Below are 25354 nucleotides of genomic sequence, written 5' to 3' on the forward strand. Positions count from 1 at the left end.
GGGTTGATTCCAAGTTCCGGCCACTTTTGCTGTTTACGGTTCACCCAGGCCGTATGGAAGCCGTAAGAAGCTGCGCCCGTAATGTCCCAGGGGATTACTCGAAAAGAAGAGAATCTCTTCTTTTTCAAACCCTAACTTTTCGTGGGCGTAGCTGTAGGCATTCGGGTGAGGCTTGTAGACCTCAACGTCATCAGCGCTGAGTAAGTCAAAGTCTTCTTTCAGTTGATTATTTTCTAAAAGGGGCTCAAGCATGGAACGCGTCCCGTTTGAAAAAATGGTGAATGTCTTGTCTTGATGGTTCTGTTTTAATGAAGGGACCTCATCGTAAGGTTGAAGTTGTTCATATTCGTGCATCAGGTCTTCCACAACATCCGGTTTCACATCCACATCACTATAAGCAAGGGCATCTAAAAGCGCCCATCTGGTAATGTCGGTGAATGGCTTGTATCCTTGGATCAACTGGCGGACGAGAAAATAGTGAACCTGCCGGCTGCGCCACTCCTCGCTTACCTTGGGACCTTGATCAGGGAAAAATTGATGAATCTTTTTCATGACGCTATGAACGTCGAACAACGTTCCATACGCATCGAAAACATAGGCTTTATATGTCATAAGTTCAGACTCCTTTCCATGAATTAGGTTCCCCTTGGTGATTAGGGGTAAACAAGAAGTTAGGGGAGGAGAACAAAATGAATACACTGCACCATGGCTACTGGACATTTTTTGCAACAAGAAAACAAAGGTACACCGGTTGGTTTATTTTTGGGAGCCTTTCACCGGATATTGTGTATTATGTCATGTTCATTTATTTAAGTGTACGAAGACAGGCTTGGCAGGTGGTGAACGATATAGAACCGATGCGGTCTTTATTTCGTTTAGTCCATGATCTGTTTGAGCATCCTGTCGTTTTTATCCTGCGTCATGCGGGTCATTCCTTGTTTGTGTGGGGAATCTTTTTTGTTATTGTTCTGATTTGGAAAGGAAGAGGGCTCTCGAAGTGGACCGCTTTTTCCTATGGGTGGCTTGGGCATGTGGTTCTTGATATTCTTACCCACCATGATGATGCGGTTCCTATGTTTTATCCGGTAAGCAGCTATACGTTTAAAAGCCCAGTTTCCTACTGGGACGATGACCATTATGCGAACATTTTTTCTATGATCAATACCCTGCTGATTGCGGTTTCTCTTCTCTATTTGCTCATTAGTAAATTAAGGAAGAAACGCCGTTCACAAAAAGTTCATGACTCATGACGGCGCTTTCCTTTCTCTATCATCTAAAATTCATGATATGATTTACTTAGGAAACAAACAATATTCATGACACCATGATCATAGATAGAGAAAGGGTAAGACGATGAAGAAATTTTCAATTCTAACAACGTTCGTTACGTTTCTCGCGTTGATCCTCGGAAACCTGGTCGTTGCGACAAATTCAGGGGATGCGTGTGGGACGACGTGGCCGGTCTGTAATGGGAAGATTTTCCCTGATATTACGGACTATCACGTCATTATAGAGTATTCACACCGTTTGATGGTCCCATTGCTTATCATGTTAACCGGCCTCAATGCTCTAGGTGCGATCTATAAATACCGCAAAAACAAATCTGTATTTATTTTAGCTATTCTAAGTTTGGCACTGCTTGTCTTTCAGTCCATTGTTGGTGGATTGAACGTCCTTCTCGGTACACCACCAGGGTTTACGACGTTCGACGTTACGTTCAGTCAGCTGCTGTTAATCGTACTCGTGTTGTTGAGTTATAGTCTGCATGAGAAGAAGATCGAGCTGAACCGGACGAGCTGGGCATCGGTATCGATGAGTTACCGGGCTTTTCTGATCGGGTATATTGCCTACATTGCCCAGGTGATTCTCGGTGCCTTCTTTAAACACAGCCGCGCGAGCAATGTCATGATGGACATTCCAGCGATGGAGTACTTGATCACAAGTGAATCTGTTGCGAATGCCGTGTATTCTTTACACTGGGTCGCCACCTTTGTGGTCATTGTCGCAGCGATTTGGTTCGTGATCTATGCTTCAAGGTTCAAATATCACATCACGTTGTTGGGCCTATTTAATCTCTCTTCTGCTGAATGCAGTGGTAGGATTCATTATTGTCGTTACAGGCAATGTTGTTCTCGCTTCATCGATGCACATGCTCATTTCAACGGTGACGATGGTCATCGGAGCCTGCATCCTCGGAGGATACTGGTTCAAACTGCAAAAGAAAACAATGAAAGCATAAAAAAGGAAGCTGCCATATCTCGGCAGCTTCCTTTTTGGATGGGGATGGAAATTTCTGTATGACCCGGTCTTGAACTTTGTTCCAGACCGGGTCATACAGAAAATGCCAATTAAAACTTTAAAAAAGAAAAAGAGCCGTTTGGGAACGGCTCTTTATTGAAAGAGTTGTTTGATTTCTTCTTCACTTAGGGAAGTAAGCATGGATTCTCCAGGTTGGATGATTTGATCGACGAGGTCGCGTTTCTTTTGTTGGAGTTGATAAATGCGCTCTTCGATCGTACCTTCGGATATCATCCGGATGACCTGTACGACTTTTTCTTGACCGATGCGGTGGGCACGGCCGGCCGCCTGCTCTTCAATGGCCGGGTTCCACCAGAGGTCGTAGAGGATAACGGTGTCCGCGCCTGTGAGGTTCAGACCTGTACCTCCTGCTTTTAAGGAGATGAAGAACGCATCTTTTTCTCCTTCATTAAAAGCTTCAACCATTTCCATTCGTTTTTCTGTTTTTGTACTGCCATCTAAATAAAAGGCCTGTAATCCATCTTTGGCCAGTTCATCGTGCATCTTGGTCAGCATGCTCGAAAATTGAGAAAAGATCAACAGTCTGTGTCCGCTTTCTTTCAGCTCACGGGTCAGTTCTTTCAACTGTTCAAGCTTTCCGGACTGCCCTTCATAGTTTTCAAGGAACAATCCGGGGTGGCAGCAAATTTGCCGCAGTCTAGTAAGTCCCGCCAGAATCTCGAGCTTGCCTCGCTGAATGCCTTTGGTGGCAATTGTCTCTTGGATATCGTTTTGAATCCGCTCCAAGTAGGCGAGGTAGACCTCTTTCTGTTCCCGCGTCAGCTCTGAATATTGGACGGTATCAATCTTATCCGGCAGCTCATCGAGCACTTCTGTTTTCATCCGACGTAAAATGAACGGACGCGTCATCAGAGAGATTTTTTCCGGTTTCAATTGCAAAAACTTTTTCTTGCTCGTGAAAAATCCTGGCATGATTGTACGGAACAGTGACCATAGTTCCTGCAGGGAATTCTCAATTGGAGTACCACTTAAGGCAAAACGATGTCTTGATTTAATCGAACGAACAGCTACAGCTGTTTTCGTCGTTTCATTTTTAATCGCTTGTGATTCATCAAGGACCATCGCGTGAAACTTTTGCTCTTCATAAGAAGTGATATCCTGTCTGAGCAATGGATACGATGTAATCCATATATCTTTATCTGCTGCTTCGTTCAGCGCTTCTTGTCTTGCCATTGGGTCCCCAGTCAAAATCTGCACCGACAATTGGGGTGCGAATTTTTCAATCTCCTTTTTCCAATTGTAGACGAGTGAGGCAGGAGCGATGATGATGGCAGGGTCTGTCATGTTCCCTTTTATCTTTTCATCTAACAAAAAGGTGATCGTTTGGATGGTTTTCCCTAACCCCATATCGTCAGCGAGCACGCCGCCTAAACCGTAATGGCTGAGCATCTTCATCCAGCGAAAGCCGGTCAATTGGTATGGCCGTAAATCCGCCTGCAGACCTTCTGGAGGATCGATTTCAAAGGATTGAGGTGATTTCAATCGATCGACAAGCTCTTGGAAAAGCTGGTTTCTTTCTGCTTCATTCGGATTCAGGGCATCTTCCACCTGCAGGCTACGTGCAGTAGATACTTGGAAGTGGTTGTTCTCTAAATCTTTCGTGCTCAAGTCCAGATCATCAACAAGCTTTTGAAAACGGTCAAAGGATTCACTCGTTAACGCCATGAGTGCACCATCAGATAAACGGTAATACTTTTTCCGTTCAATGACGGCTTTTAGAGCTTCGGTCACATCGTCATCACTAATGCCATCGATGGTGAAATTAATATCCAGCCAATTGCCGTCGCTCTCAAGTTCAACCGATGTCTTCAGTTCGAGTGGTCGATCTTCTACAAGGGAACGGACGGAAGAAGAAAGGTAGACGTCACTGTGCTCTTTCAACTTAGGCAGGTAATGATAAAGGAATTGATCCAGTTTGTCCTCGTCTTCAATGTAGACCATCTCTCCATCAAACTTGAATTCGGCAAGCTCAATGATCTGCATGATTTCCTGTTCTGTCTGTCGATCCCGTCTTACAATCGTTTGATTGCTCAATGGCTGCTCATTGAACGGATCGATTGTTAAATCACCATATTGAAACTTCACATCAATCGTGAGTGTCCACTGTTGAAAATCCAAGTAGGCCTTAGCGACGAGCGACTCCTGCACAATTTTTTCTTGTGCGGATCGATCAAGCTGTACATCTGCGATGGTCTCAAGTTCAGGAAGAACATAGGATACAATCCCTTCCATATCATGATGGCTTACCGTGTGGTTGCCATTTGAATTGTAAGGAAGGATGGTGTAAAGCGTTTGAAGAACCTCTTCCTTCTGATTATCGACAGGATAAAAGCTTCCTTTTTTATAGAGAAGGTGGTAATCCGAAAGATAATCGTAATCTTTCAAATGGTTCATGTGCATATGAAAGTGACCTCGTTCTTCCGAAACATAAAAAGAAAGATTCGGAAACTCTTCTTCGAAACGAACAAGTCCCACGTTTTCCCCACGCTCCATGACCTCTGCCTGCTGCTTTTCTAAAAGAGGGAGCAGTTGAGTAGCAAGAGTTGGAGTGATTTTTAATACTTTCGGTTCGGCTGAATTCCACTGTTGCTCATAAAACTGCTCTTGTTCATACGCAAGCTGTAAAAGTCTTAAAATTTCCTTGTCATCAGCAGAAAAGGAGTGTTCTGCCGGATCGTATGTGAACTTTTTTGTAATGCGGTACGCCTGATCTTTACGTATATGGTCAAGCAAATCACGAATGTTTTTAATCACATAGGGATAATTTTCACCGAGCTTCATTTCCAATCCGAGACTTTTAGAACCGAGAATCGATTGGAGGTGGAGGTAATAATGGATTTGAAGAGGTTTCTTCAAATCCTGGGCTCCGCGATTTTCCTGCCGCTGCCTGAAAGCCTCGAACAAGCTGACCGCAAACATCCGGTCCTGGTTCGTCAAACCGGATTGTGATTTCCGCCCTTTTTCTGCTAGTTTCGGCGCCAGATCTTCTAACGTTTTTTCACGGATGGCGATCAGGACAGCCGCAATATGTTTGCAAGTGTAATAGGTGGAATACGCGGCACATTCACACGTTGCTTCGACATCTTCGTCCTCAAAAAAGAAAACACGGACTTCATAGTCGTGCGTACCTGCAACGACTGCCCGCCATGAACGAATCGCACTATTATGAGAAAGGCCGTACACTTTTCCACGGTCGAAATATTGCTTTCCACGTGTGTAAAAAGCCTGACCAGTAATTTTCTTTATATCGTTCGGTTGTAATAAGTAACTCTGCATAACTGGCATCCTTACTATCGTTTTTATCCCATTATAACAGGTTTGAACACCTAAAGAGAATGAGAGGAATTTAGGAAGAATTGTATGACCAGGTCATCCAGAATCTGGATGACCTGGCACACCAACATTTGGAAGGTGTTCGTTTTTGTGATTGATTTTACAAGTGGGTTATGCTAACTTTCAAAGTATAATCAAAAAATTCGACGAAGGCGCTTGAGTGTGTGAGCGCTTTTTTTATGGAGTGAATCTGCCAATGTAAAACGTATATCCTACCCAGCCTAATGTATTGAAATTCTTAATAAACGGAGGATATCACGATGAGTCTAATACAAAATGAAATGAAAAAACGCCGTACGTTTGCTATTATCTCCCACCCGGACGCCGGTAAAACAACGATGACGGAGAAAATGTTATTATTCGGAAACTTGATCCGATCCGCAGGTACGGTCAAAGGGAAAAAGTCTGGTAAGTTTGCAACTTCTGACTGGATGGAAATTGAGAAGCAGCGTGGAATTTCTGTCACGTCCAGTGTGATGAACTTCCCTTACAAAGATTATCAAGTGAATATTCTGGATACACCCGGACACGAAGATTTCAGTGAAGACACGTATCGCACATTGACTGCTGTTGACAGTGTTGTCATGGTCATTGATGGAACAAAAGGAATCGAGGCGCAGACGCTCAAGCTGTTTAAAGTTTGTAAAATGCGCGGCATCCCAATTTTCACTTTTATTAACAAAATGGACCGCGAAGGCCGTGAACCGCTGGAATTGATGGAAGAAATCGAAGAGACGTTGAATATCGAAACCTATCCAATGACCTGGCCGGCTGGAATGGGCAAGCGCTTCTTAGGCGTTTTCGACCGTGAAAATGAGCAGTTTGTTCAATACACAGGAAACGAGGAAGAAGAATACATTCCATACAGCGAACTTGATCAGCATCCTGAATTAACGGAGAATGCTACGTTCCGGGAATCGGAAGAAGAAATGGAAATGGTCGCTGAAGCTGGGGATACCTTCGATATGGAAAAAGTGATGCGCGGCGATCAGACGCCAGTCTTCTTCGGAAGTGCTCTGGCTCCATTCGGTGTGGAAACTTTCTTCAATTCATTCATTGATATGGCACCTGAACCGGCGCCGAGAAAATCGACAGAAGGTATTGTTTCTCCGGATCATGAGGAGTTCTCTGGTTTTATCTTTAAAATTCAGGCGAACATGAATCCGCAACACCGCGACCGAATTGCTTTTGTAAGAATCTGTTCCGGAAAATTCGAGCGCGGGATGAACGTTACACTTTCCCGTACAGGAAAAACGTTCAAGCTGGCACAATCCCAGCAATTTGTGGCTTCTTCCAGGGGAACCGTTGAGGAAGGGTATGCCGGGGATATTATCGGAATCTATGATCCGAACGTCTACCGAATCGGAGATACGATCGTAACTGGCAAATCCAACTTCGAGTACGATGAGCTTCCACAATTCCCACCTGAACTATTTAAGAAAGTAACGGCGAAGAACGTCATGAAATCCAAGCAGTTCAGAAAAGGGTTGGAACAGCTTGTGCAAGAAGGCGCAATCCAGTTGTTCAAACGCTATCGTTTCGAAGACTATATCATCGGAGCGGTTGGTGAGCTTCAATACGAAGTTTTTGAATACCGCATGAAGAACGAGTACAACGTAGATATCGAGTTGACTCCTCTTGGCGAACGCATCCCACGCTGGTTGAACGAAGACCAGGTCGATGAGTCGCTGTTTGATGAGCGAAACATGCTTGCGGAAGATCGTGAAGGCAACCCGCTTGTCCTCTTTAAGAACGACTTCTCTCTACGTTGGTTCCAAGATAAAAATCCAGACATCGAGCTGACCGACCTGTTCGAAGTCAACGAATACAACCAAACGTTGAATTCCTAATAAGCAAAGCACTTTGCATCCTGCAAAGTGCTTTTTTTATTGTGGGAAATGGGATAAACTGGATGACCTGGTGTGGAATTATCTTCCACACCAGGTCATCCAGTTATTTACAGAGAATATCCAAATACGAATGTTTGTTCGTTTGATGTTAGAATGGTAAACTGTTGTGGTAAACTAAAAAGTACGAGTATAGACAATGAACGGAGGTTTTCGTCGTGGAGGAGAAGTTTGAATTAGTTTCACAGTATTCACCTCAAGGGGATCAGCCGCGAGCAATTGAGGAACTTGTTCAAGGGATTGAACGAGGAGATAAGCATCAAACATTGCTCGGGGCCACAGGTACAGGAAAGACATTTACGATGTCCAATGTCATTGAGCGAGTGAATAAACCGACACTGATCATCGCCCATAATAAAACGCTTGCTGGACAGTTATATAGTGAGTTCAAAGAATTTTTCCCGAACAATGCTGTCGAGTATTTTGTCAGTTACTATGACTATTATCAGCCAGAAGCTTATGTGCCTTCGTCAGATACGTTTATTGAAAAAGATGCGAGCATCAATGATGAGATTGATAAATTACGTCACTCAGCGACTTCTGCTCTGTTTGAGCGGAACGATGTCATCATTGTTGCTAGTGTTTCTTGTATCTATGGTCTCGGTTCTCCCGACGAATACCGCAGCCAAGTGCTTTCCATAAGAACGGGTATGGAAAAAGACCGGGATGAGTTATTAAGAAATCTTGTAGATATCCAGTATGCGAGAAATGATATCGACTTTCAGCGCGGTACGTTCCGAGTCCGCGGGGATTCGGTTGAAATCATCCCCGCTTCAAGAGAGGAACATGCGATGCGGGTGGAATTCTTCGGAGATGAAATCGACCGCATCCGTGAAGTCGATGTACTGACTGGTGAAGTTGTCGGAGACCGGGACCACGTAGCGATTTTCCCAGCTTCACACTTCGTTACCCGTGAAGAAAAGCTGAAAAAAGCGATTAAGAATATAGAAAAAGAGTTAGAAGTCCGTCTGAAGGAATTGCGTGATCAAGATAAATTGCTGGAAGCCCAGCGTCTTGAACAACGGACAAATTATGATCTGGAAATGATGAACGAAATGGGCTTCTGCTCTGGAATTGAGAACTATTCAAGACACTTGACTTTCAGAGAAGAAGGAGCAACACCTTACACCTTGCTTGATTATTTTCCAGATGATTTCCTTATGATGATCGATGAGTCACACGTAACACTTCCTCAAGTCAGAGGGATGTACAACGGGGACCGAGCGCGAAAACAAGTACTGGTGGACCATGGGTTCCGACTGCCTTCAGCCATGGATAACCGGCCGCTCATGTTCCCTGAATTTGAAGAGCATATTAATCAGATTGCCTATGTTTCTGCGACCCCTGGCCCTTATGAAATTGAACATACACCGAAGATGGTTGAACAGATTATTCGACCTACAGGCTTATTGGATCCGGAAATTGATGTCCGCCCCATTCATGGTCAAATCGATGACCTTGTAGGGGAAATCAATAAACGGAAAGATAAAAATGAACGTGTCCTCGTAACGACATTAACGAAGAAGATGTCTGAGGATTTGACCGATTACCTTAAAGATTTAGGAATTAAGGTTGCTTATTTACACTCGGAAATTAAGACACTGGAACGTATTGAAATCATTCGTGATCTAAGGGTAGGGAAATACGATGTCATTGTTGGAATCAACCTGCTTCGTGAAGGACTGGATATTCCCGAAGTGTCACTCGTCACCATTTTGGATGCGGACAAAGAAGGGTTCCTGCGTTCCGACCGCTCCCTTATCCAGACGATTGGTCGAGCGGCACGTAATGAAAACGGTCGAGTGATTATGTATGCGGATAAGATGACGAAATCTATGCAGTTTGCGATTGATGAAACTTACAGACGCCGTGAAAAACAAATCGCTTATAACGAAGAGCATGGCGTCACACCGAAAACGATCAAGAAGGAAGTGCGTGACGTCATTAAAGCGACAAACGTTGCGGAGGACGAAGCTGGATATGATACAGGTAAGAAGCCTTCAGAAATGACGAAGAAAGAACGTCAGGAAATGATCGACAATCTAGAAACCGAAATGAAACAAGCCGCACGCGATCTCGATTTCGAACGGGCAGCCGAACTGCGTGATGTGCTGTTGGAATTAAAAGCGGAGGGATGAAAAGAGTATGGCCAGTAAACATATCAGTATTAGAGGAGCACGTGCTCACAATTTAAAAAATATCGATATCGACATCCCGAAAAACAAACTGGTCGTGATGACCGGTTTGTCCGGTTCAGGGAAGTCTTCTTTGGCCTTCGATACGATTTATGCAGAAGGACAGAGACGCTACGTTGAATCACTAAGTGCTTATGCACGCCAGTTTTTAGGACAAATGGACAAACCCGATGTGGATTCCATAGAAGGACTGTCACCGGCAATCTCCATTGACCAGAAAACAACGAGCCGTAACCCACGTTCAACTGTAGGTACCGTAACGGAAATCTATGACTATCTGCGTCTGTTGTTCGCCCGCATCGGACGTCCGACGTGTCCGAAACACGGAGTGGAAATCAGTTCACAAACCGTGCAGCAGATGGTCGACCGCGTGATGGAGTATCCGGAAAGGACGAAACTTCAAATCCTTGCGCCCGTTGTGTCTGGTAGAAAAGGTGAACACGCTAAAGTATTTGAGCAGCTCCAAAGAGAAGGCTATATACGCCTTCGAGTCGATGGGGAAATGCGCGAAATTTCCGAGGAAATAAATCTCGAGAAAAATAAAAAGCACTCGATTGAGGTCGTCATCGATCGAATTGTCGTGAAAGAAGGCGTGGAAGGCCGACTTTCTGACTCTATTGAGACAGCTCTTAAACTTGGCGGCGGTCATACGATTGTGGATGTTATCGGAGAAGAAGAGCTGATGTTCAGCGAACACCATGCATGTCCAATCTGTGGTTTTTCCGTTAGTGAATTAGAACCAAGAATGTTCTCATTCAACAGCCCTTATGGAGCTTGTAATCGCTGTGACGGGTTAGGGACACAGCTTGAAGTCGACATCGACCTTGTTATCCCGGATTGGAGCCGCTCCTTGAATGAACATGCGATTGCTGCATGGGAGCCGCAAAGTTCTCAATACTATCCACAGCTTCTGAAAAGTGTTTCCGATCATTACGGCATAGATATGGATAAACCATTCCGTGACCTGCCAGAAGAACATAAAGAAAAAGTGCTTTATGGCAGTGGTGAGGACAAAATCTACTTCCGCTATGAAAATGACTTTGGAAAAGTACGGGAAAACGATATTTTCTTTGAAGGTGTCATCCCGAACATTGCTCGTCGTTACCGTGAAACGAGCTCTGATTATATCCGTGAACAGATGGAAAAATACATGGCGCAAAAGCCGTGTCCGAAGTGTAAAGGAAATCGATTGAATGAAGAAGCGTTAGCGGTCTTGATCGACGGAAAGCACATCGGTATCACAACCGATTATTCTGTCACTGAAGCGAAGGAGTTCTTCGAGGCTCTTGAGTTGACCGAAAAAGAAGAAACGATCGCCCGTATGATTCTCAAAGAAATCTGTGAACGTCTCAGCTTCTTAGCGAACGTAGGGCTGGATTACTTAACACTCTCCCGTTCGGCCGGGACACTATCGGGTGGTGAGGCTCAGCGAATTCGCCTGGCGACTCAAATCGGTTCAGCACTCACCGGCGTGTTATATGTGCTTGATGAGCCATCCATTGGTCTTCACCAACGGGACAATGACCGGTTGATCAATACACTGAAGCGAATGCGTGATCTTGATAATACGCTGATTGTCGTCGAGCATGATGAAGATACAATGCTCGCCGCGGACTACCTGATCGACATTGGACCAGGAGCAGGGGCGCATGGTGGCGATATTGTCACTCAAGGAACACCGAAACAGGTGATGAAGAGCCGTAAATCCTTGACGGGTCAATATCTATCCGGTAAAAAGTTCATTCCTCTTCCAGCAGAACGTCGGAAGGCGGATGACCGCTTCCTGAGAATTAAAGGAGCCGAAGAGAACAACCTTAAAAAAGTGGATGCAGAGATTCCGCTCGGAGTGTTCACGGCCGTAACAGGCGTTTCCGGATCCGGTAAGAGTACGCTTATTAACGAGATCCTGTATAAGTCTCTTTCGATGAAGCTGCACAATGGAAAACAAAAACCTGGGAAGCATCAAACGATTGAAGGTATGGAACATCTGGATAAAGTGATTGATATCGATCAATCCCCGATCGGCCGGACTCCACGCTCCAATCCGGCTACTTACACGGGCGTGTTTGATGATATCCGTGATGTTTTCGCTCAAACCAATGAAGCGAAAATCAGAGGATATAAAAAAGGCCGGTTCAGCTTCAATGTCAAGGGGGGCCGCTGTGAGGCCTGCCGCGGGGATGGAATCATTAAGATTGAAATGCACTTCCTTCCTGACGTTTATGTCCCTTGTGAAGTTTGCGATGGAAAAAGGTATAATCGCGAAACATTGGAAGTGAAGTATAAAGGAAAGAGCATCGCTGATGTATTAGGGATGACCATTGAGGAAGCGCTCGACTTCTTTGCGAACATTCCTAAGATTAAGCGGAAACTTCAAACAGTCGCTGATGTGGGACTGGAGTATATTAAACTCGGTCAGCCCGCCACCACTCTCTCGGGAGGAGAAGCTCAGCGTGTGAAACTTGCAAGTGAACTCCATCGCCGCTCGAATGGAAAGTCCTTTTATATTTTGGATGAGCCGACAACGGGTCTGCATGTCGATGATATTTCAAGGTTATTGAAAGTGTTGCAAAGACTCGTAGATAACGGTGATTCTGTATTGATCATCGAGCATAACCTTGATGTCATTAAAGAAGCCGATCATATCATTGACCTCGGTCCAGAGGGTGGAGAAAACGGAGGTCGAATTATTGCCAGCGGCACTCCTGAGCATGTATCGGAGCAGGAAATCTCTTATACGGGACGTTATTTGAAACCGGTACTGGAACGTGACAGGGCACGGATGGATAAGAAAATGAATGCCCGTGAAAAAGTAGGGAACAAGTAGATGTTTTGACGCTTGCCTCTAAATTGAGTATCGTTAAACAAGAATCGTTTGACGGGAGGAATACGAGTGGATGCCATTCAACAGAAAGTTGTTCAAGAAAAAATTGATCAACTTGCGAATAAAGAAGTTTATGTACACTTAGAAACGACAAACGGGGCTTATGCCAGTCACTTCGATGAAAATGCCTACAACGTCGGGGCGTTTATCCGAAATGCGCAAGTCTCTTATCAACACGGAAAAATCGTCAGTACCGGAGGGTCTTACCGCGTAGGTCTGAAACTGGACATGGGCTGGGTGTATGCTGAAGGATTGACAGATTATGAAATTGATGAAAAGAATCGACTGCTCATGGCCGGTCATGACCGTGAGGGCCGTTTAATGGTTGCTCTTGAAATCAGTGAAACACCTTTTTCACATGAGGCGGATCCTGATGAGTAAAGAAAGAGTAGTTGTCATTTTCCCTCATCCGGACGATGAATCTTTCGGAGCATCCGGAACGATTTCTAAATTCCGTGATGAAGGGGTGCCGGTTACTTATCTATGCGGTACGCTCGGAGAAATGGGTAGAAACATGGGCAACCCAATATTCGCTAATCGCGAAACGCTTTCTTCTTTTCGAAAAAAGGAGCTGGCTGAAGCGGCGAAACAATTGGATATAGACGTTGAAATGCTTGGCTACAGGGATAAAACATTAGAGTTTGAACCCCGTCATCAAGTGGCTGAGCACCTGAAGGAACGTATCGAATCATTAGGAGCTACCATTATCATTACTCACTATCCGGGGTATGCTGTTCATCCGGATCATGATGCACTTGGGGCAGCAGTGATTGAGGCTGTGGAAAACATGCCTGAGGAGAATCGTCCTCAAATATGGATGCACGCCATATCCAATCAATCGGAACACGATCTAGGAAAGCCTGAGATCATTACGGATGTACGGCCTTACTGGGAAAGGAAATTGGCGGCTATCAAGGCCCATCTCTCCCAGGCTGACGGAATGATGAGTCTGATTGAAAATCATGATCAGGCTTCTGAACAATTAGAGCGGCTGAAAACAGAACGATTTTATATGTACAAATTTCAATGAACCCTTACACCTGAGAAACGAACCAAGTTTTCTCAGGTGTTTTTTAGTTTTTGAACCCTTTCGATAGGGAAAAACGTAAGAGATGAAAAGGAGCTGATTTTATGAATGAAGAACGTATGAAAATTCTACAAATGATCGAAAAAGGCACGATTTCTGCAGAAGAAGGAGCGAAACTATTAGAAGCTGTAGAAGAACCTTCTCCAAAAAGCTCAGAGCAACGCGAGAAGTCTAAATACGGGCTGAGAAATTTCATGGATGACGCGATGGAAAAGATTAAAAATGCCGATTTCGATTTTTCTTTTGGAGAATACGTTGAATTCAATGATGAAACGATTCTTCCTAATGAGGAGTTTCATGATGCCGACCTTTCTATATCCAACGGCTCTTTAAAAGTCCATACTTGGGACCAAGAGGATGTGAAAGCTTCCTATCAGGTCAAAGTCTATCAAGTGGAAACGGAAGAAGAGGCGCGGACAAGGTTTCACGATGAAACGCAAGTCGAGATTAAAAATGGTCTCCTACGCATCGCCAGCCCATCTAAAAAGATAAAAATGAATGTAGATATATTCATTCCTAATAAAAAATACGAATTCATCAAATCACAACTAACGAATGGAAATCTTAACCTAGAGAATATCAAAAGTGATCATTTCCAGATGAAAACATCAAATGGAGCCGTTAATGCGAAGCAGCTTTCTGGTGAGACGTGTAAAATGCAGACGGGTAACGGCGCGATTCACTTGCAAGAGGGTACTTTCGAAGAGTGTGAAACAGACACGATCAATGGAGCCATTACACTTTCAGGAGATATTGGAAAGACGGATGCTTCTTCAGTCAGCAGCAGTATAACGGTTGACTATAGCGGAGCTAAAGCACACACAGGTTTTTATAAGACAACGACTGGAAGAATACAAGTATCACTTCCGACGGAAAAGAAAATCGATGGTGTTCTAAGGACGAAATTCGGTCCAATACAATGTGAATTGGATAATTACAAAATTTTGAAAGATCGTAAAGATGTCGCCAACAAAATGTTGGAATTCGAAGCGTACGAACAATTCGAAGACGCATATCATATAGAAGCAGAGACGAAGACGGGTTCAGTGACCGTACAACCTCCTGTCCGGCTCTGAGAGGATATTGATTCACGAAAGGCAGGATGAAATTATGAAGAATTGGTTGATCCATATTGTCGTCAATGCCATCGCCATTATTGCGGTCGGAGCACTCTTTGATTCCGTAATTATTGATGGCGTTGGGGGCGCATTGCTCGCGGGACTCATTTTATCGATCCTCAATGCAATCGTAAGGCCGGTCTTAGTGATTCTTACTTTACCAATTACGATTTTATCGCTCGGTTTATTCCTATTCATCATCAACGCCATTACCTTGTGGCTGACGGATGCTTTCCTAGGAAGTACTTTTGAGATTGATGGCTTCGGAATGACGATCATCGCCGCCATTATCATATCTCTGATCAACCTTGTGTTGAACAGCTTAATCAAGGATATGAAAAAATAACCCCCGTACCGTATGAGACCGCTCATACGGTATTTTTATTGAATTACTTTCATCACTAACTCTTCCGATTGTTGAATACTCGTTTTCGAGATGAACAGGGGTCGTTTGCTGGTTAAGGAGTCAGGGGTGGTTGGGAAGAGAGTCATTCCCTGCAGCCCCATCCACTTAAAGAACATGTCGAAACTGAGTCTTACACAACCCTGCTAGATAGTTGAATAAACTCGCTACGATAGGGATTCTGGTAAAGGGAAATACTGCTAAAAAACCTCCCTATCCAAGATTTATTGAAAACATGCTACAATAGGGGACAGTGATTGATGAAAGAGGAGGTTGATGGACAAATGAGCAAGGTCCGTACACAAGATTTGTTAGAACAATTTGCGCTTGAACTCGTTGCCGGTGCTGACGGCGTCCACCGTGAAATACATATGAGTGATATTTCTCGTCCTGGAGTAGAAATGACTGGGTATTTCAAATTTTATCCGAAAGATCGTCTACAGCTGCTCGGCAAGACAGAGCTTTCTTACTTTAATGAACTGACGAAAGATCAGAGGAGAGAGCGGGCAGAAAAGCTTTGTACAGATGTGACACCTGGAATCGTTATTACCCGGGGAATGGATATTCCTGATGAACTTAGTGAAGCCGCGAATGAGGCGGGCGTTCCACTGATGTTGTCGCCATATAAGACGACAAGAGTGATTAGTCGCCTGACGAATTATCTGGAATCCAAGTTTGCTCCGTTTACGGCTATCCATGGTGTACTAGTCGACATTTACGGTATCGGTGTGTTGATCACTGGTCAAAGCGGTGTTGGTAAAAGTGAAACCGCTTTGGAACTAGTCAAGCGCGGTCACCGTCTTGTGGCTGATGATAGTGTTGAAATTCGACAGGAGGATTATGACACGTTAATCGGAAACAGCCCGCCACTGATTGAGCACCTTCTGGAAATTCGTGGACTAGGCATTATCAATGTGATGACATTGTTCGGTGCGGGAGCTGTTCGAAGCTATAAACGGATCACGCTCGTCATCAACCTTGAATTGTGGGATAAGAACAAAGCATACGACCGTCTTGGTTTAGAAGAAGAAACGATGAAGATCATGGATGTTCAAGTTCCGAAAGCAACGATTCCTGTTCGTCCTGGTCGTAACCTTGCTGTCATTATAGAAGTTGCAGCTATGAACTTCCGTTTGAAGCGTATGGGCGTCAATGCTGCTGAAGAGTTTTCAGAGCGTTTGACGAAAGTCATCGACCAAGATCAAACGCAGGAATAAGGGAGGAAACCGCAAATGATGTGTACACCTGAACCGTTGAACCCGGTCTTCCTCCAATTAGGTCCGCTGTCGATATACTGGTATGGCTTGATCATTGCCACAGGCGCATTTTTAGGACTATGGATTGCAACGCGAGAGACCGAACGTCTTGGTTTGAAAAAAGATTACATGGTCGATATCGTCGTATTTGCTATTCCGGCAGCCATCGTGTGTGCCAGGATTTATTATGTCATTTTTGAGTGGGATCGTTACGCTGGTGGACCATGGTGGAAGGTTTTTGCCGTGTGGGAAGGCGGAATCGCTATTCACGGAGCACTGATTGGATCAGTGCTCACCGCCTATATTTATACGAAAATTAAAGGATTGTCATTTTGGATGATGGCAGATATCGCTGCGCCAAGTATTATTCTTGGGCAGGCGATTGGACGCTGGGGAAACTTTATGAACCAGGAAGCCCACGGCGGCCCGGTATCCGAATCTTTTTATAATAACTTTATGCAGTATTTGCCTGGGTTCATCAATCAGCAAATGTGCATTGATGGTACGGTTTATCATCCGACCTTCTTATATGAATCGGTGTGGAACATCGTCGGATTTGTTTTACTGTTAGTATTGCGTCATAAGTTTAACCCTCGCCGGGGAGAAGTGTTCTTAAGCTATGTCATATGGTATTCTGTGGGCCGTTTCTTTGTAGAAGGCATGAGGACAGACAGCCTTTATCTATTCGGTGAGATCCGTACAGCGCAATTTATCTCAATCGTGCTTGTCATTGGAGCGGTTATTGCGATCATTTACCGCAGAAAGAATGGCATGGCGAATAAATATTATAACGGAAAGAAAGTAAAATAAGGGAGCAGGTAGCATGAAGGGGATTCTAAAACGCGGGAGTAAAAAGGGATTAGAGTTGACGTGGACGCTCGGGAAAGTCATTTTTCCTGTAACGTTAATTGTTACGATCCTTCAATACACGCCGGTCCTTCCTTGGGTCATGGAGAAGCTGGAACCTTTGATGGAATGGATTGGACTATCCGGTGAAGCGGCTGTTCCTCTTGTTGTTGGTAACTTTTTGAACCTTTATGCAGGGATTGCGGCCATCATATCATTCGACTTCACGGTGAAAGAAGTGTTCATTCTTGCCGTGATGCTCTCCTTTTCCCATAACTTACTGATTGAATCGACCGTGGCTAAAAGGGTAGGCGTGAGCTGGTGGTTTGTAGCCGGGGTCCGGTTGAGTCTCGCATTGGTTTCAGCTGCCCTTATCAATGTTTTTTGGAAAGGCGGAGGCGAAACAGCGAAATATGGCTTTGCACCTGAGAAGACAGCTGATCCAAATGGGTGGGCAGATATTATTTTCCGGGGCGTGCAAACCGCATTTATGGGGATCGTGCAGCTAGCATTGATTGTCATTCCTTTAATGATTTTCATGCAGTATCTACGTGAAAAAGGTTGGCTTGATCGTTTTTCAGGCTGGGTCGCTCCTGCAACAAGGTTACTTGGGATGGAACGTAACACATCCATGACCCTTGCCGCCGGGCTGACGATCGGGCTCGCTTACGGTGCAGGCTTGATGATTCAGGCTGTGGAAGAGGATGGCGTTTCCAGAAAAGATATGTATTTAGCCATTCTTTTTCTCGTTTCCTGTCACGCGGTCGTTGAGGATACACTGATCTTCATCCCGCTCGGTATTCCCGTTTGGCCCCTGCTCTTGATCCGTCTATTAACGGCAATTGTATTAACGGCAGCCGTCGGCTTCGTTTGGAACAGACTACAACAGAAAAGAAAGGATCCTTCCAATGAGCATACGTACCATTCTCTTTGATTTAGATGGAACGTTGATTGATACAAACGAATTGATCATCGCTTCCTTTACCCATACGATTGAACAATATTCTGATCGCACATATGAGCGTGAAGAAATTCTCGACTTTATCGGGCCCCCTTTAAAGGAAAGCCTGCACAAGGTGAACCCTGATAAAGTAGAAGAAATGGTCGAGACTTACCGTAAACATAACATTGAAAATCATAACCGATACGTAAAAGCCTATGAAGGCGTGGTAGAAACGATTGAAACGCTGAAGGGCCAAGGATATAAATTGGGCATTGTAACGACGAAGATGCGGAACACCGTTCACATGGGGCTTGAATTGACGAATTTGGATGGACTATTTGAAACAGTCGTCACTCTGGATGATGTCACAAATGCGAAGCCGCACCCGGAGCCGATTGTGAAGGCTTTGAACCAATTGGACTCGCAAGCTTCGGAAGCAATGATGGTCGGAGACAACACCCATGATATCGAAGCGGGGCAGAATGCTGGAACGAAAACGGCCGGGGTCGCTTGGACGGTTAAAGGAAGAAAAGTACTCGACGACTTGAACCCTGACTATATGCTTGATAATATGCGTGACCTATTAAAAATTACAGGAGGATGACTGTATGAGGAAAACGGAACGCTATCCGGTCAAAGGAGCCAATTCGCTTTGGCACATTTATAAGACGGTCCCGTTTTTCAAAGTGGTCAAAAACTTCATTGTGATTCAAATGGCCCGGTACACTCCGTTTCTTTCGATGAAGAATTGGTTGTACCGGACTTTTCTCCATATGAAGGTGGGGGATCAAACGGCCTTTGCCTTGATGGTCATGGTCGATATTATGTTTCCCGAAAAAATCAAAGTCGGGCGGAATTCGGTTATTGGTTATAATACAACGATTCTCGCTCATGAATATTTGATCGAAGAGTACCGACTAGGGAATGTTATGATCGGGAATGAAGTTTTGATTGGTGCGAATACGACGATACTTCATGGTGTTACGATCGGTGACCATGCGGTTGTATCTGCTGGTACGCTTGTGCATAAAGATGTGCCCGCAGGAGCGTTCGTCGGAGGAAACCCGATGCAGCTCATTTATACGAAAGAGCAGATGGAAGAACGGAGAAAGAACGGGGGAGAAGAATGACTTTGACACAGTCGGTTCTGCCTGCAGTAAAAAAAATCAAAGAATTTGAAGCCTTGTTAGAGAGTGAAACGGATTATATTATCCTCTTGGAGAGCCGGTTAGGTTTATTAAGGAAACTTGTCAAAATTGGACAAAAAGCTGGCAAAAAAGTTTTTGTCCATGTAGACTTGATTCAAGGTTTGAAAGCGGATGATTATGGTATGGAATACATAGGGCAGGAAGTGAAGCCGGATGGTGTCATTTCCACGAGAGCTCATGTTATTCAACAAGCAAAAAAGTATCACCTTGTTTCTGTGCAGCGGTTGTTTTTAATCGACAGCCAGGCGATTGAACATAATGTGAAGATCATTCGTAAAACGGAGCCGGACTTTGTTGAAGTTTTACCAGGGGTTTTACCGGGAATGATAAAAGAGATCAAGGAGCATATCGGCATTCCTGTCATTGCGGGAGGCTTGATTCGTTCTAAGGAAGAAGTGGATCAAGCGCTTGCCTCAGGTGCTTCTGCAGTCTCTACTTCACGTTCTGAATTATGGCGTTTTAACAGCGAGAATACATAAACACCTTTCGTGAAGAGGCTGACGATCCACACAATGATTAGATCATACTAATGTTGTGTGGTTTTTTGTACGTCAATCGTGGTACACAGAAAGGAGATCACATCATGACTGAATTCATGGGTGAGCTGATTGGCACCATGATCCTCATCATTTTCGGGGGAGGCGTTATCGCAGGTGCAAATTTAAAAGCAACTAAAGCAGAAGGGAACTGGGTGCTGATTACCATTGCCTGGGGACTTGCTGTAGCCATGGGTGTTTACGCCGTAGGGAGAGTGACAGGGGCTCATATCAATCCTGCCGTTACACTTGGACTTGCAACGGTGGGGGATTTTCCCCTGGAGCAAAGTCCCCATGTATATGACCGCGCAGATGGCCGGGGCATTCTTGGGAGCTGTCATCGTCTTCTTTCACTACCTTCCCCACTGGAAGGATACAGAAGATCAGTTGGCGATCAAGTCGATTTTTTGTACAGATCCTGCCATCCGCAGCCCGATTTCAAACCTTGTAAGTGAGATCATTGGAACATTTGTATTAGTCATGGGAATCTTATTTATCGGCGCTAACGATTTCACACAGGGGTTGAACCCGCTCATTGTTGGTTTGCTGATTGTAGCAATCGGGATGTCACTCGGTGCCACAACAGGGTATGCGATCAACCCAGCTCGTGATTTAGGTCCTCGACTGGCTCATGCTCTTTTACCGATTCCCGGAAAAGGGGGCTCGGACTGGGGGTACTCCTGGATCCCTGTATTCGGCCCGATCATCGGCGGCGTTTATGGCGGGTTATTTTATCAGGCCATTTTCGAAGCTGAAGCGAACGGCTGGTTCTGGATGGGCACCATTATCGTTTTACTTATTTTACTTTCCTCCATGCGTGTGGAGCTGAAAAAAGTGCATCAATCTGAAAAAGGAGTGGAATCATGAAGCAGTACATTTTATCAATCGATCAGGGTACAACAAGTTCAAGAGCGATTTTGTTCAATTATGAAGGGCAGATCGTAGAAACCGCTCAAAAAGAATTCGAGCAGCATTTTCCTAAGCCAGGCTGGGTAGAACATGATGCAAACGAAATTTGGACATCTGTTCTTGCATGTATTGCGGATGTTCTAAGAAAATCAGATATTGAAGCGAGTCAGGTCGCAGGCATTGGAATTACGAACCAACGTGAAACGACTGTTGTTTGGGACAAAAACACGGGCAAACCGATTTATAAAGCAATCGTATGGCAGTCCCGTCAAACACAAAGCATCTGTAATGAATTGAAAGAGCAAGGGTTGGAAGATACATTCAGAGATAAAACAGGTCTCCTGCTTGACCCATACTTTGCAGGAACTAAGGTGAAGTGGATTTTAGACAATGTTGACGGAGCAAGAGAAAAAGCAGAAAACGGAGATCTCATGTTCGGAACGATCGACACGTGGCTCGTTTACAAGCTTTCTGGCCAGAAAACACATGTGACCGACTATTCCAATGCTTCCCGGACATTGATGTATAACATCCATGACCTGAAGTGGGACGATGAACTGCTTGATATCTTAGATGTACCGAAAAGCATGTTGCCGGAGGTGAAGCCTTCATCTGAAGTTTATGCAAATACGGTAGATTACCACTTTTTCGGAAAAGAAGTGCCAATCGCCGGAATCGCCGGCGATCAACAGGCAGCCCTTTTCGGACAAGCGTGTTTTGAAAAAGGAATGGGCAAGAACACTTACGGAACCGGTGGTTTCATGTTATTGAACACAGGAGAAGAAGCAGTCAAGTCCGAGAACGGACTGTTGACGACACTTGCCTGGGGTATTGATGGAAAAGTCGAATACGCCCTGGAAGGAAGCATTTTCGTATCAGGTTCTGCCATTCAATGGCTTCGTGACGGTTTAAATATGGTTGAATCTTCTCCGCAGAGTGAGGAAATCGCTGGACAGGTGAAATCTACGGACGGCGTTTACGTTGTTCCTGCATTCGTTGGTCTTGGCACGCCTTATTGGGATAGCGAAGCTCGTGGAGCTGTCTTCGGTCTGACGCGTGGAACGACCAAAGCTCACTTCGTACGAGCCACGCTTGAATCTCTTGCATACCAGACGAAAGATGTGGTGGATGCGATGGTCGAAGATTCCGGCATCGAAGTGAAAAAACTTCGTGTCGATGGAGGTGCCGTCAAAAACAACCTCTTGATGCAGTTCCAAAGTGACTTGCTTGATGTGACCGTCGAGCGTCCAGAGGTCAATGAAACAACGGCTCTTGGTGCGGCTTACCTTGCGGGTCTTGCTGTAGGTTTCTGGGAAGATCGAAAAGAAATCGCAAATCAATGGAAAGTGGAAAGAGAGTTTGAGCCTAGTATGAATGAGGAGAAAAGTAAGAAACTATACAAAGGCTGGCAAAAAGCTGTGGAAGCAACAAGGGTATTCAAGCAAGAAGAATAATTCCTTGAAAACATCTCCCTCTCTGATATAATAGTGTTACAAGTTAATGAAAACGGTCGGAGATACGGAGAGACCACGAAGCTTTATGCGATCCGCATAAGAGTTTTCGTGGTCTCTTTTTTTATGACATGAATGAGCACTCAATGAGTAATACGACACATATTCTTTGCCGGAAAAGGGAATACCCGTATCAGACCATGAATTAGAAGACAACGGAAGAAGGAGAGATAACATGCAAACATTTTCTAGTTACGAAAGACAAAATCAGTTCAACCGTTTAACTCAGGAAGAGTGGGATGTCCTCGTCATAGGCGGTGGAATCACAGGTTCTGGAATCGCTCTCGATGCCGCAAGCCGTGGCATGAAAACAGCGGTTGTGGAAATGCAGGATTATGCAGCAGGTACGTCCAGTCGTTCCACAAAATTGGTGCACGGCGGATTGAGATATTTGAAACAGTTCGAAGTGAAAATGGTCGCTGAAGTAGGGAAAGAACGAGAAATAGTTTATGAAAATGGTCCCCATGTAACGACACCGGAATGGATGATGCTCCCATTCCATGAGGGCGGAAACTTCGGGCCGTTCTCTACAAATGTCGGTCTTCGTGTATATGACTACCTTGCAGGAGTAAAAAAAGCGGAGCGTCGAACGATGATGAGCGCAGAGGAAGCCTTAGAACGTGAACCACTAGTGAAAAAAGAAGGCTTGAAAGGCGCAGGGTATTATGTTGAATACAAAACAGATGATGCGCGTCTGACGCTTGAAGTAATGAAAAAAGCCGTAGAGTATGGTGCATGTTCAACCAACTACGCGAGGGTCGTGGACTTCATTTATGATGACAACGGATCCATGGTTGGCGCGAAAGTGGAAGATACCGTTTCAGGGGAACAGTATCACGTCAAAGCGAAAAAAATCATCAACGCAGGTGGACCGTGGGTTGATGAATTGCGTGAGATCGACGGATCGAAAAAAGGAAAAACGCTGCAGTTGACGAAAGGCGTCCATCTCGTCTTCGATCAATCTGTCTTTCCTTTAAGACAAGCGATTTATTTCGACAGCCCGGACGGTCGCATGATATTCGCTATCCCACGTGATGGCAAAACTTATGTGGGGACGACCGATACGACCTATGATCAGGAAATTGCTCATCCGACAATGACGGAAGACGATCGTGATTATATTCTGGACGCGATGAAAACGATGTTCCCAACGGTCGATGTCACCGCTGACGATGTAGAATCAAGTTGGGCAGGACTGCGTCCACTTATCCATGAAGAAGGGAAAGATCCATCTGAGATTTCTCGTAAAGACGAAATCTTTGTTTCAGACTCTGGCCTGATTTCCATGGCTGGTGGAAAACTTACCGGGTATCGAAAAATGGCACAAACGGCCATTGACCTCGTTCGTGATCAGTTGATGGAAGAGTATGGCATTCGTTATTCTGACTCCGAAACGAAAAACATGCCAATCTCTGGTGGCGATGTTGGAGGTTCCAAAGGCTTCAAGAAATATAAAGAAGAGCGGATTCAAATTGGCGAATCTCTAGGAGTAACGAAAGAAGATGCCGACAAATTGATTCAGCTGTATGGTTCAAATGTCGACAAAGTCTTCAACAACTTCAAGGATCGTAAAGAAGAAGCCGTGCAAGAAGGGGTGGACCCAGTCGTCTTTGCTCAACTCGTATATGCGTTGGAAGAAGAAATGACGTACAAACCTGTTGATTTCTTTGTACGACGAACCGCCGCTCTATTCTTCAACATTCAGTGGGTACGGGATCATAAAACATCCGTCATCAATTATATGGCGAAAGCCCTGAATTATAGTGAGCAGCAAAAACAAGAGTACACGGAACAGCTTGATCAACTTTTAGAAGAAGCTGTCACACCAATTGAATACGTATAAATCAAAAAGACTTCCCCTCATCTGGGAAGTCTTTTTTTACATATTCTTGTAACTTTTCTCCTTATCGTTCGTATTTATATCAAAGCTTTTTTTGAGGAGGATATAAGGTGTCGCTTGTTCAGAGTATGATTTATCAAGATGCTAGAAGACAATTATGGACCGGAGCTCTTCTTTCATTTATTTCCATAATATTCATTATCGGGATGTTTAGCTTTAATCCCAGCAGTTTTATTATTTCTCTCATGTACGCAGTGATTTTTTCCATTACGGGAACTGGGCTTCTAAAAACAGGGTATACGGACCTTCAAAAATCAAAAAACGTTTTGAGTTTTAAACAGGACCTCACCCAATACTCAATAGAAAGAGTGCCGGCGCGGATGTATATGGGACAAAAAGCTCTTAAATCCTTCCAAGCAGGAATTTATGATATGGACGGAGAGAGTTATGGAGAAATTCAAGAAAACCTTCAATGGAAACATAAAGCGTTAGTCATGGTCACAACCTTGTTCTCCTATGACCAGTTCAGACCGGCGGTATATACAGTTAAAAACCAGAACGGGCAAGCGCTCTATCACATGGAAAAAAAGGGTGGATTCACATGGCGGGGATATATCCAACATACAGAAGGTGCTTATGTGGCATACACAAAGCAGACAAAAAATAAAGCGAAAGGGCAGCGTATCACGCATTATATAGAAGCGGATCAGTGTCGCTGGAGTGCAGAAGGTGACCCCTTCATCGGGCATTACAAAATCAAGGACAATGATGAGAAGGTATGGGCCGTCATAAAAAGAGGAGCCATTCCTCTTGAAGCGCCCGATCGATTTGATCAAATGCCTGGCTATTTGGTGGAATGGAAGATCCGCGACAACATCCCCGCCTCCCTCCTGGCGTTCCTATTCCTCCTGCAGACCAAAGAAAGATAATTTGTGCAAGACACGATTTCGATATGTTTTGTGGTTCGTTTGCTTTGCTGATAGTCAGGGGTGGCTGGGAAGCAGCTCGTCTAGCTTTATAACCCAGACACTACCGTTATTCGCAGAATAGCAAAGGAAT

At 44.6% G+C, this 25354-nt stretch carries 20 protein-coding genes and 1 pseudogene; 19 read left to right on the forward strand and 2 right to left on the reverse strand.

Going from position 1 to position 25354, the window contains the following annotated elements:
- Positions 1-33: 33 nt before the first annotated feature.
- Entirely contained in the window at positions 34-612 is a 579-nt protein-coding gene (locus LC065_RS09065; protein WP_306163913.1) for a haloacid dehalogenase type II, read from the reverse strand.
- A 77-nt stretch (positions 613-689) separates the two neighbouring features.
- Between LC065_RS09065 and LC065_RS09070 the strand changes: the two genes are divergently transcribed.
- A complete protein-coding gene (locus LC065_RS09070; protein WP_226592021.1) occupies positions 690-1250 on the forward strand; it encodes a zinc dependent phospholipase C family protein in 561 nt (186 codons plus the stop codon).
- A 103-nt stretch (positions 1251-1353) separates the two neighbouring features.
- Positions 1354-2301: a COX15/CtaA family protein gene (locus LC065_RS09075; RefSeq protein WP_306163914.1), complete on the forward strand. Its 948-nt coding sequence runs from the start codon at positions 1354-1356 to the stop codon at positions 2299-2301.
- A gap of 90 nt (positions 2302-2391) precedes the next feature.
- On the opposite strand, the gene LC065_RS09080 is transcribed toward LC065_RS09075, so the two are convergent.
- On the reverse strand, positions 2392-5595 hold the full coding sequence (locus LC065_RS09080) for a DEAD/DEAH box helicase (protein WP_226592017.1): 3204 nt from the start codon (positions 5593-5595) through the stop codon (positions 2392-2394).
- A gap of 317 nt (positions 5596-5912) precedes the next feature.
- On the opposite strand from LC065_RS09080, the gene LC065_RS09085 reads away from it, so the two are divergent.
- The 17 genes and pseudogenes from LC065_RS09085 (at position 5913) to LC065_RS09165 (ending at position 25224) form a co-directional block, all read left to right on the forward strand.
- Positions 5913-7502, forward strand: coding sequence for a peptide chain release factor 3 (locus LC065_RS09085; RefSeq protein ID WP_306163915.1), 1590 nt, complete (start codon positions 5913-5915; stop codon positions 7500-7502).
- A gap of 215 nt (positions 7503-7717) precedes the next feature.
- On the forward strand, positions 7718-9697 hold the full coding sequence (uvrB, locus tag LC065_RS09090; RefSeq protein ID WP_226592013.1) for an excinuclease ABC subunit UvrB: 1980 nt from the start codon (positions 7718-7720) through the stop codon (positions 9695-9697).
- Between the two features lie 7 nt (positions 9698-9704).
- Positions 9705-12581 carry an excinuclease ABC subunit UvrA gene (gene uvrA, locus LC065_RS09095; protein WP_226592011.1) on the forward strand — a complete coding sequence of 959 codons (2877 nt, stop codon included), beginning with the start codon at positions 9705-9707 and terminating at the stop codon, positions 12579-12581.
- A gap of 66 nt (positions 12582-12647) precedes the next feature.
- Positions 12648-13019 (forward strand): YojF family protein, encoded by a 372-nt coding sequence (locus tag LC065_RS09100; RefSeq protein ID WP_306163916.1) that lies wholly within the window; start codon positions 12648-12650, stop codon positions 13017-13019.
- On the forward strand, positions 13012-13668 hold the full coding sequence (bshB2, locus tag LC065_RS09105; RefSeq protein ID WP_226592010.1) for a bacillithiol biosynthesis deacetylase BshB2: 657 nt from the start codon (positions 13012-13014) through the stop codon (positions 13666-13668). The genes LC065_RS09100 and bshB2 overlap by 8 nt, the downstream gene beginning before the upstream one ends.
- A gap of 101 nt (positions 13669-13769) precedes the next feature.
- The gene (locus LC065_RS09110) at positions 13770-14801 is read left to right on the forward strand and encodes a DUF4097 family beta strand repeat-containing protein (RefSeq protein ID WP_306163917.1); all 1032 of its coding nucleotides are present in this window, start codon (positions 13770-13772) and stop codon (positions 14799-14801) included.
- 34 nt (positions 14802-14835) lie between these two features.
- A complete protein-coding gene (locus tag LC065_RS09115; protein WP_226592006.1) occupies positions 14836-15189 on the forward strand; it encodes a phage holin family protein in 354 nt (117 codons plus the stop codon).
- Positions 15190-15530: 341 nt separating this feature from the next.
- Positions 15531-16463: an HPr(Ser) kinase/phosphatase gene (gene hprK / locus LC065_RS09120; RefSeq protein ID WP_226592797.1), complete on the forward strand. Its 933-nt coding sequence runs from the start codon at positions 15531-15533 to the stop codon at positions 16461-16463.
- 15 nt (positions 16464-16478) lie between these two features.
- Entirely contained in the window at positions 16479-17312 is an 834-nt protein-coding gene (lgt, locus tag LC065_RS09125; RefSeq protein ID WP_226592004.1) for a prolipoprotein diacylglyceryl transferase, read from the forward strand.
- Positions 17313-17325: 13 nt separating this feature from the next.
- Positions 17326-18282, forward strand: a complete 957-nt coding sequence (locus LC065_RS09130; RefSeq protein WP_306163918.1) for a nucleoside recognition domain-containing protein — start codon at positions 17326-17328, stop codon at positions 18280-18282.
- The gene (ppaX, locus tag LC065_RS09135) at positions 18257-18895 is read left to right on the forward strand and encodes a pyrophosphatase PpaX (RefSeq protein WP_226592000.1); all 639 of its coding nucleotides are present in this window, start codon (positions 18257-18259) and stop codon (positions 18893-18895) included. Before LC065_RS09130 ends, ppaX begins: the two co-directional genes overlap by 26 nt.
- A gap of 4 nt (positions 18896-18899) precedes the next feature.
- Positions 18900-19421, forward strand: coding sequence for an acyltransferase (locus LC065_RS09140; RefSeq protein ID WP_306163919.1), 522 nt, complete (start codon positions 18900-18902; stop codon positions 19419-19421).
- A complete protein-coding gene (locus LC065_RS09145; protein WP_226591997.1) occupies positions 19418-19978 on the forward strand; it encodes a glycerol-3-phosphate responsive antiterminator in 561 nt (186 codons plus the stop codon). Before LC065_RS09140 ends, LC065_RS09145 begins: the two co-directional genes overlap by 4 nt.
- A 104-nt stretch (positions 19979-20082) precedes the next feature.
- Positions 20083-20902: pseudogene (locus LC065_RS09150) on the forward strand (MIP/aquaporin family protein).
- Positions 20899-22398, forward strand: coding sequence for a glycerol kinase GlpK (gene glpK, locus LC065_RS09155; protein ID WP_226591993.1), 1500 nt, complete (start codon positions 20899-20901; stop codon positions 22396-22398). Before LC065_RS09150 ends, glpK begins: the two are co-directional and overlap by 4 nt.
- A 232-nt stretch (positions 22399-22630) precedes the next feature.
- Positions 22631-24298, forward strand: coding sequence for a glycerol-3-phosphate dehydrogenase/oxidase (locus LC065_RS09160; protein ID WP_226591991.1), 1668 nt, complete (start codon positions 22631-22633; stop codon positions 24296-24298).
- Positions 24299-24675: 377 nt separating this feature from the next.
- Positions 24676-25224: an LURP-one-related/scramblase family protein gene (locus tag LC065_RS09165; protein WP_226591989.1), complete on the forward strand. Its 549-nt coding sequence runs from the start codon at positions 24676-24678 to the stop codon at positions 25222-25224.
- Positions 25225-25354 lie beyond the last annotated feature (130 nt).

This window comes from Halobacillus litoralis (genome assembly GCF_020524085.2).
Lineage (GTDB): Bacteria > Bacillota > Bacilli > Bacillales > Halobacillaceae > Halobacillus > Halobacillus litoralis_E.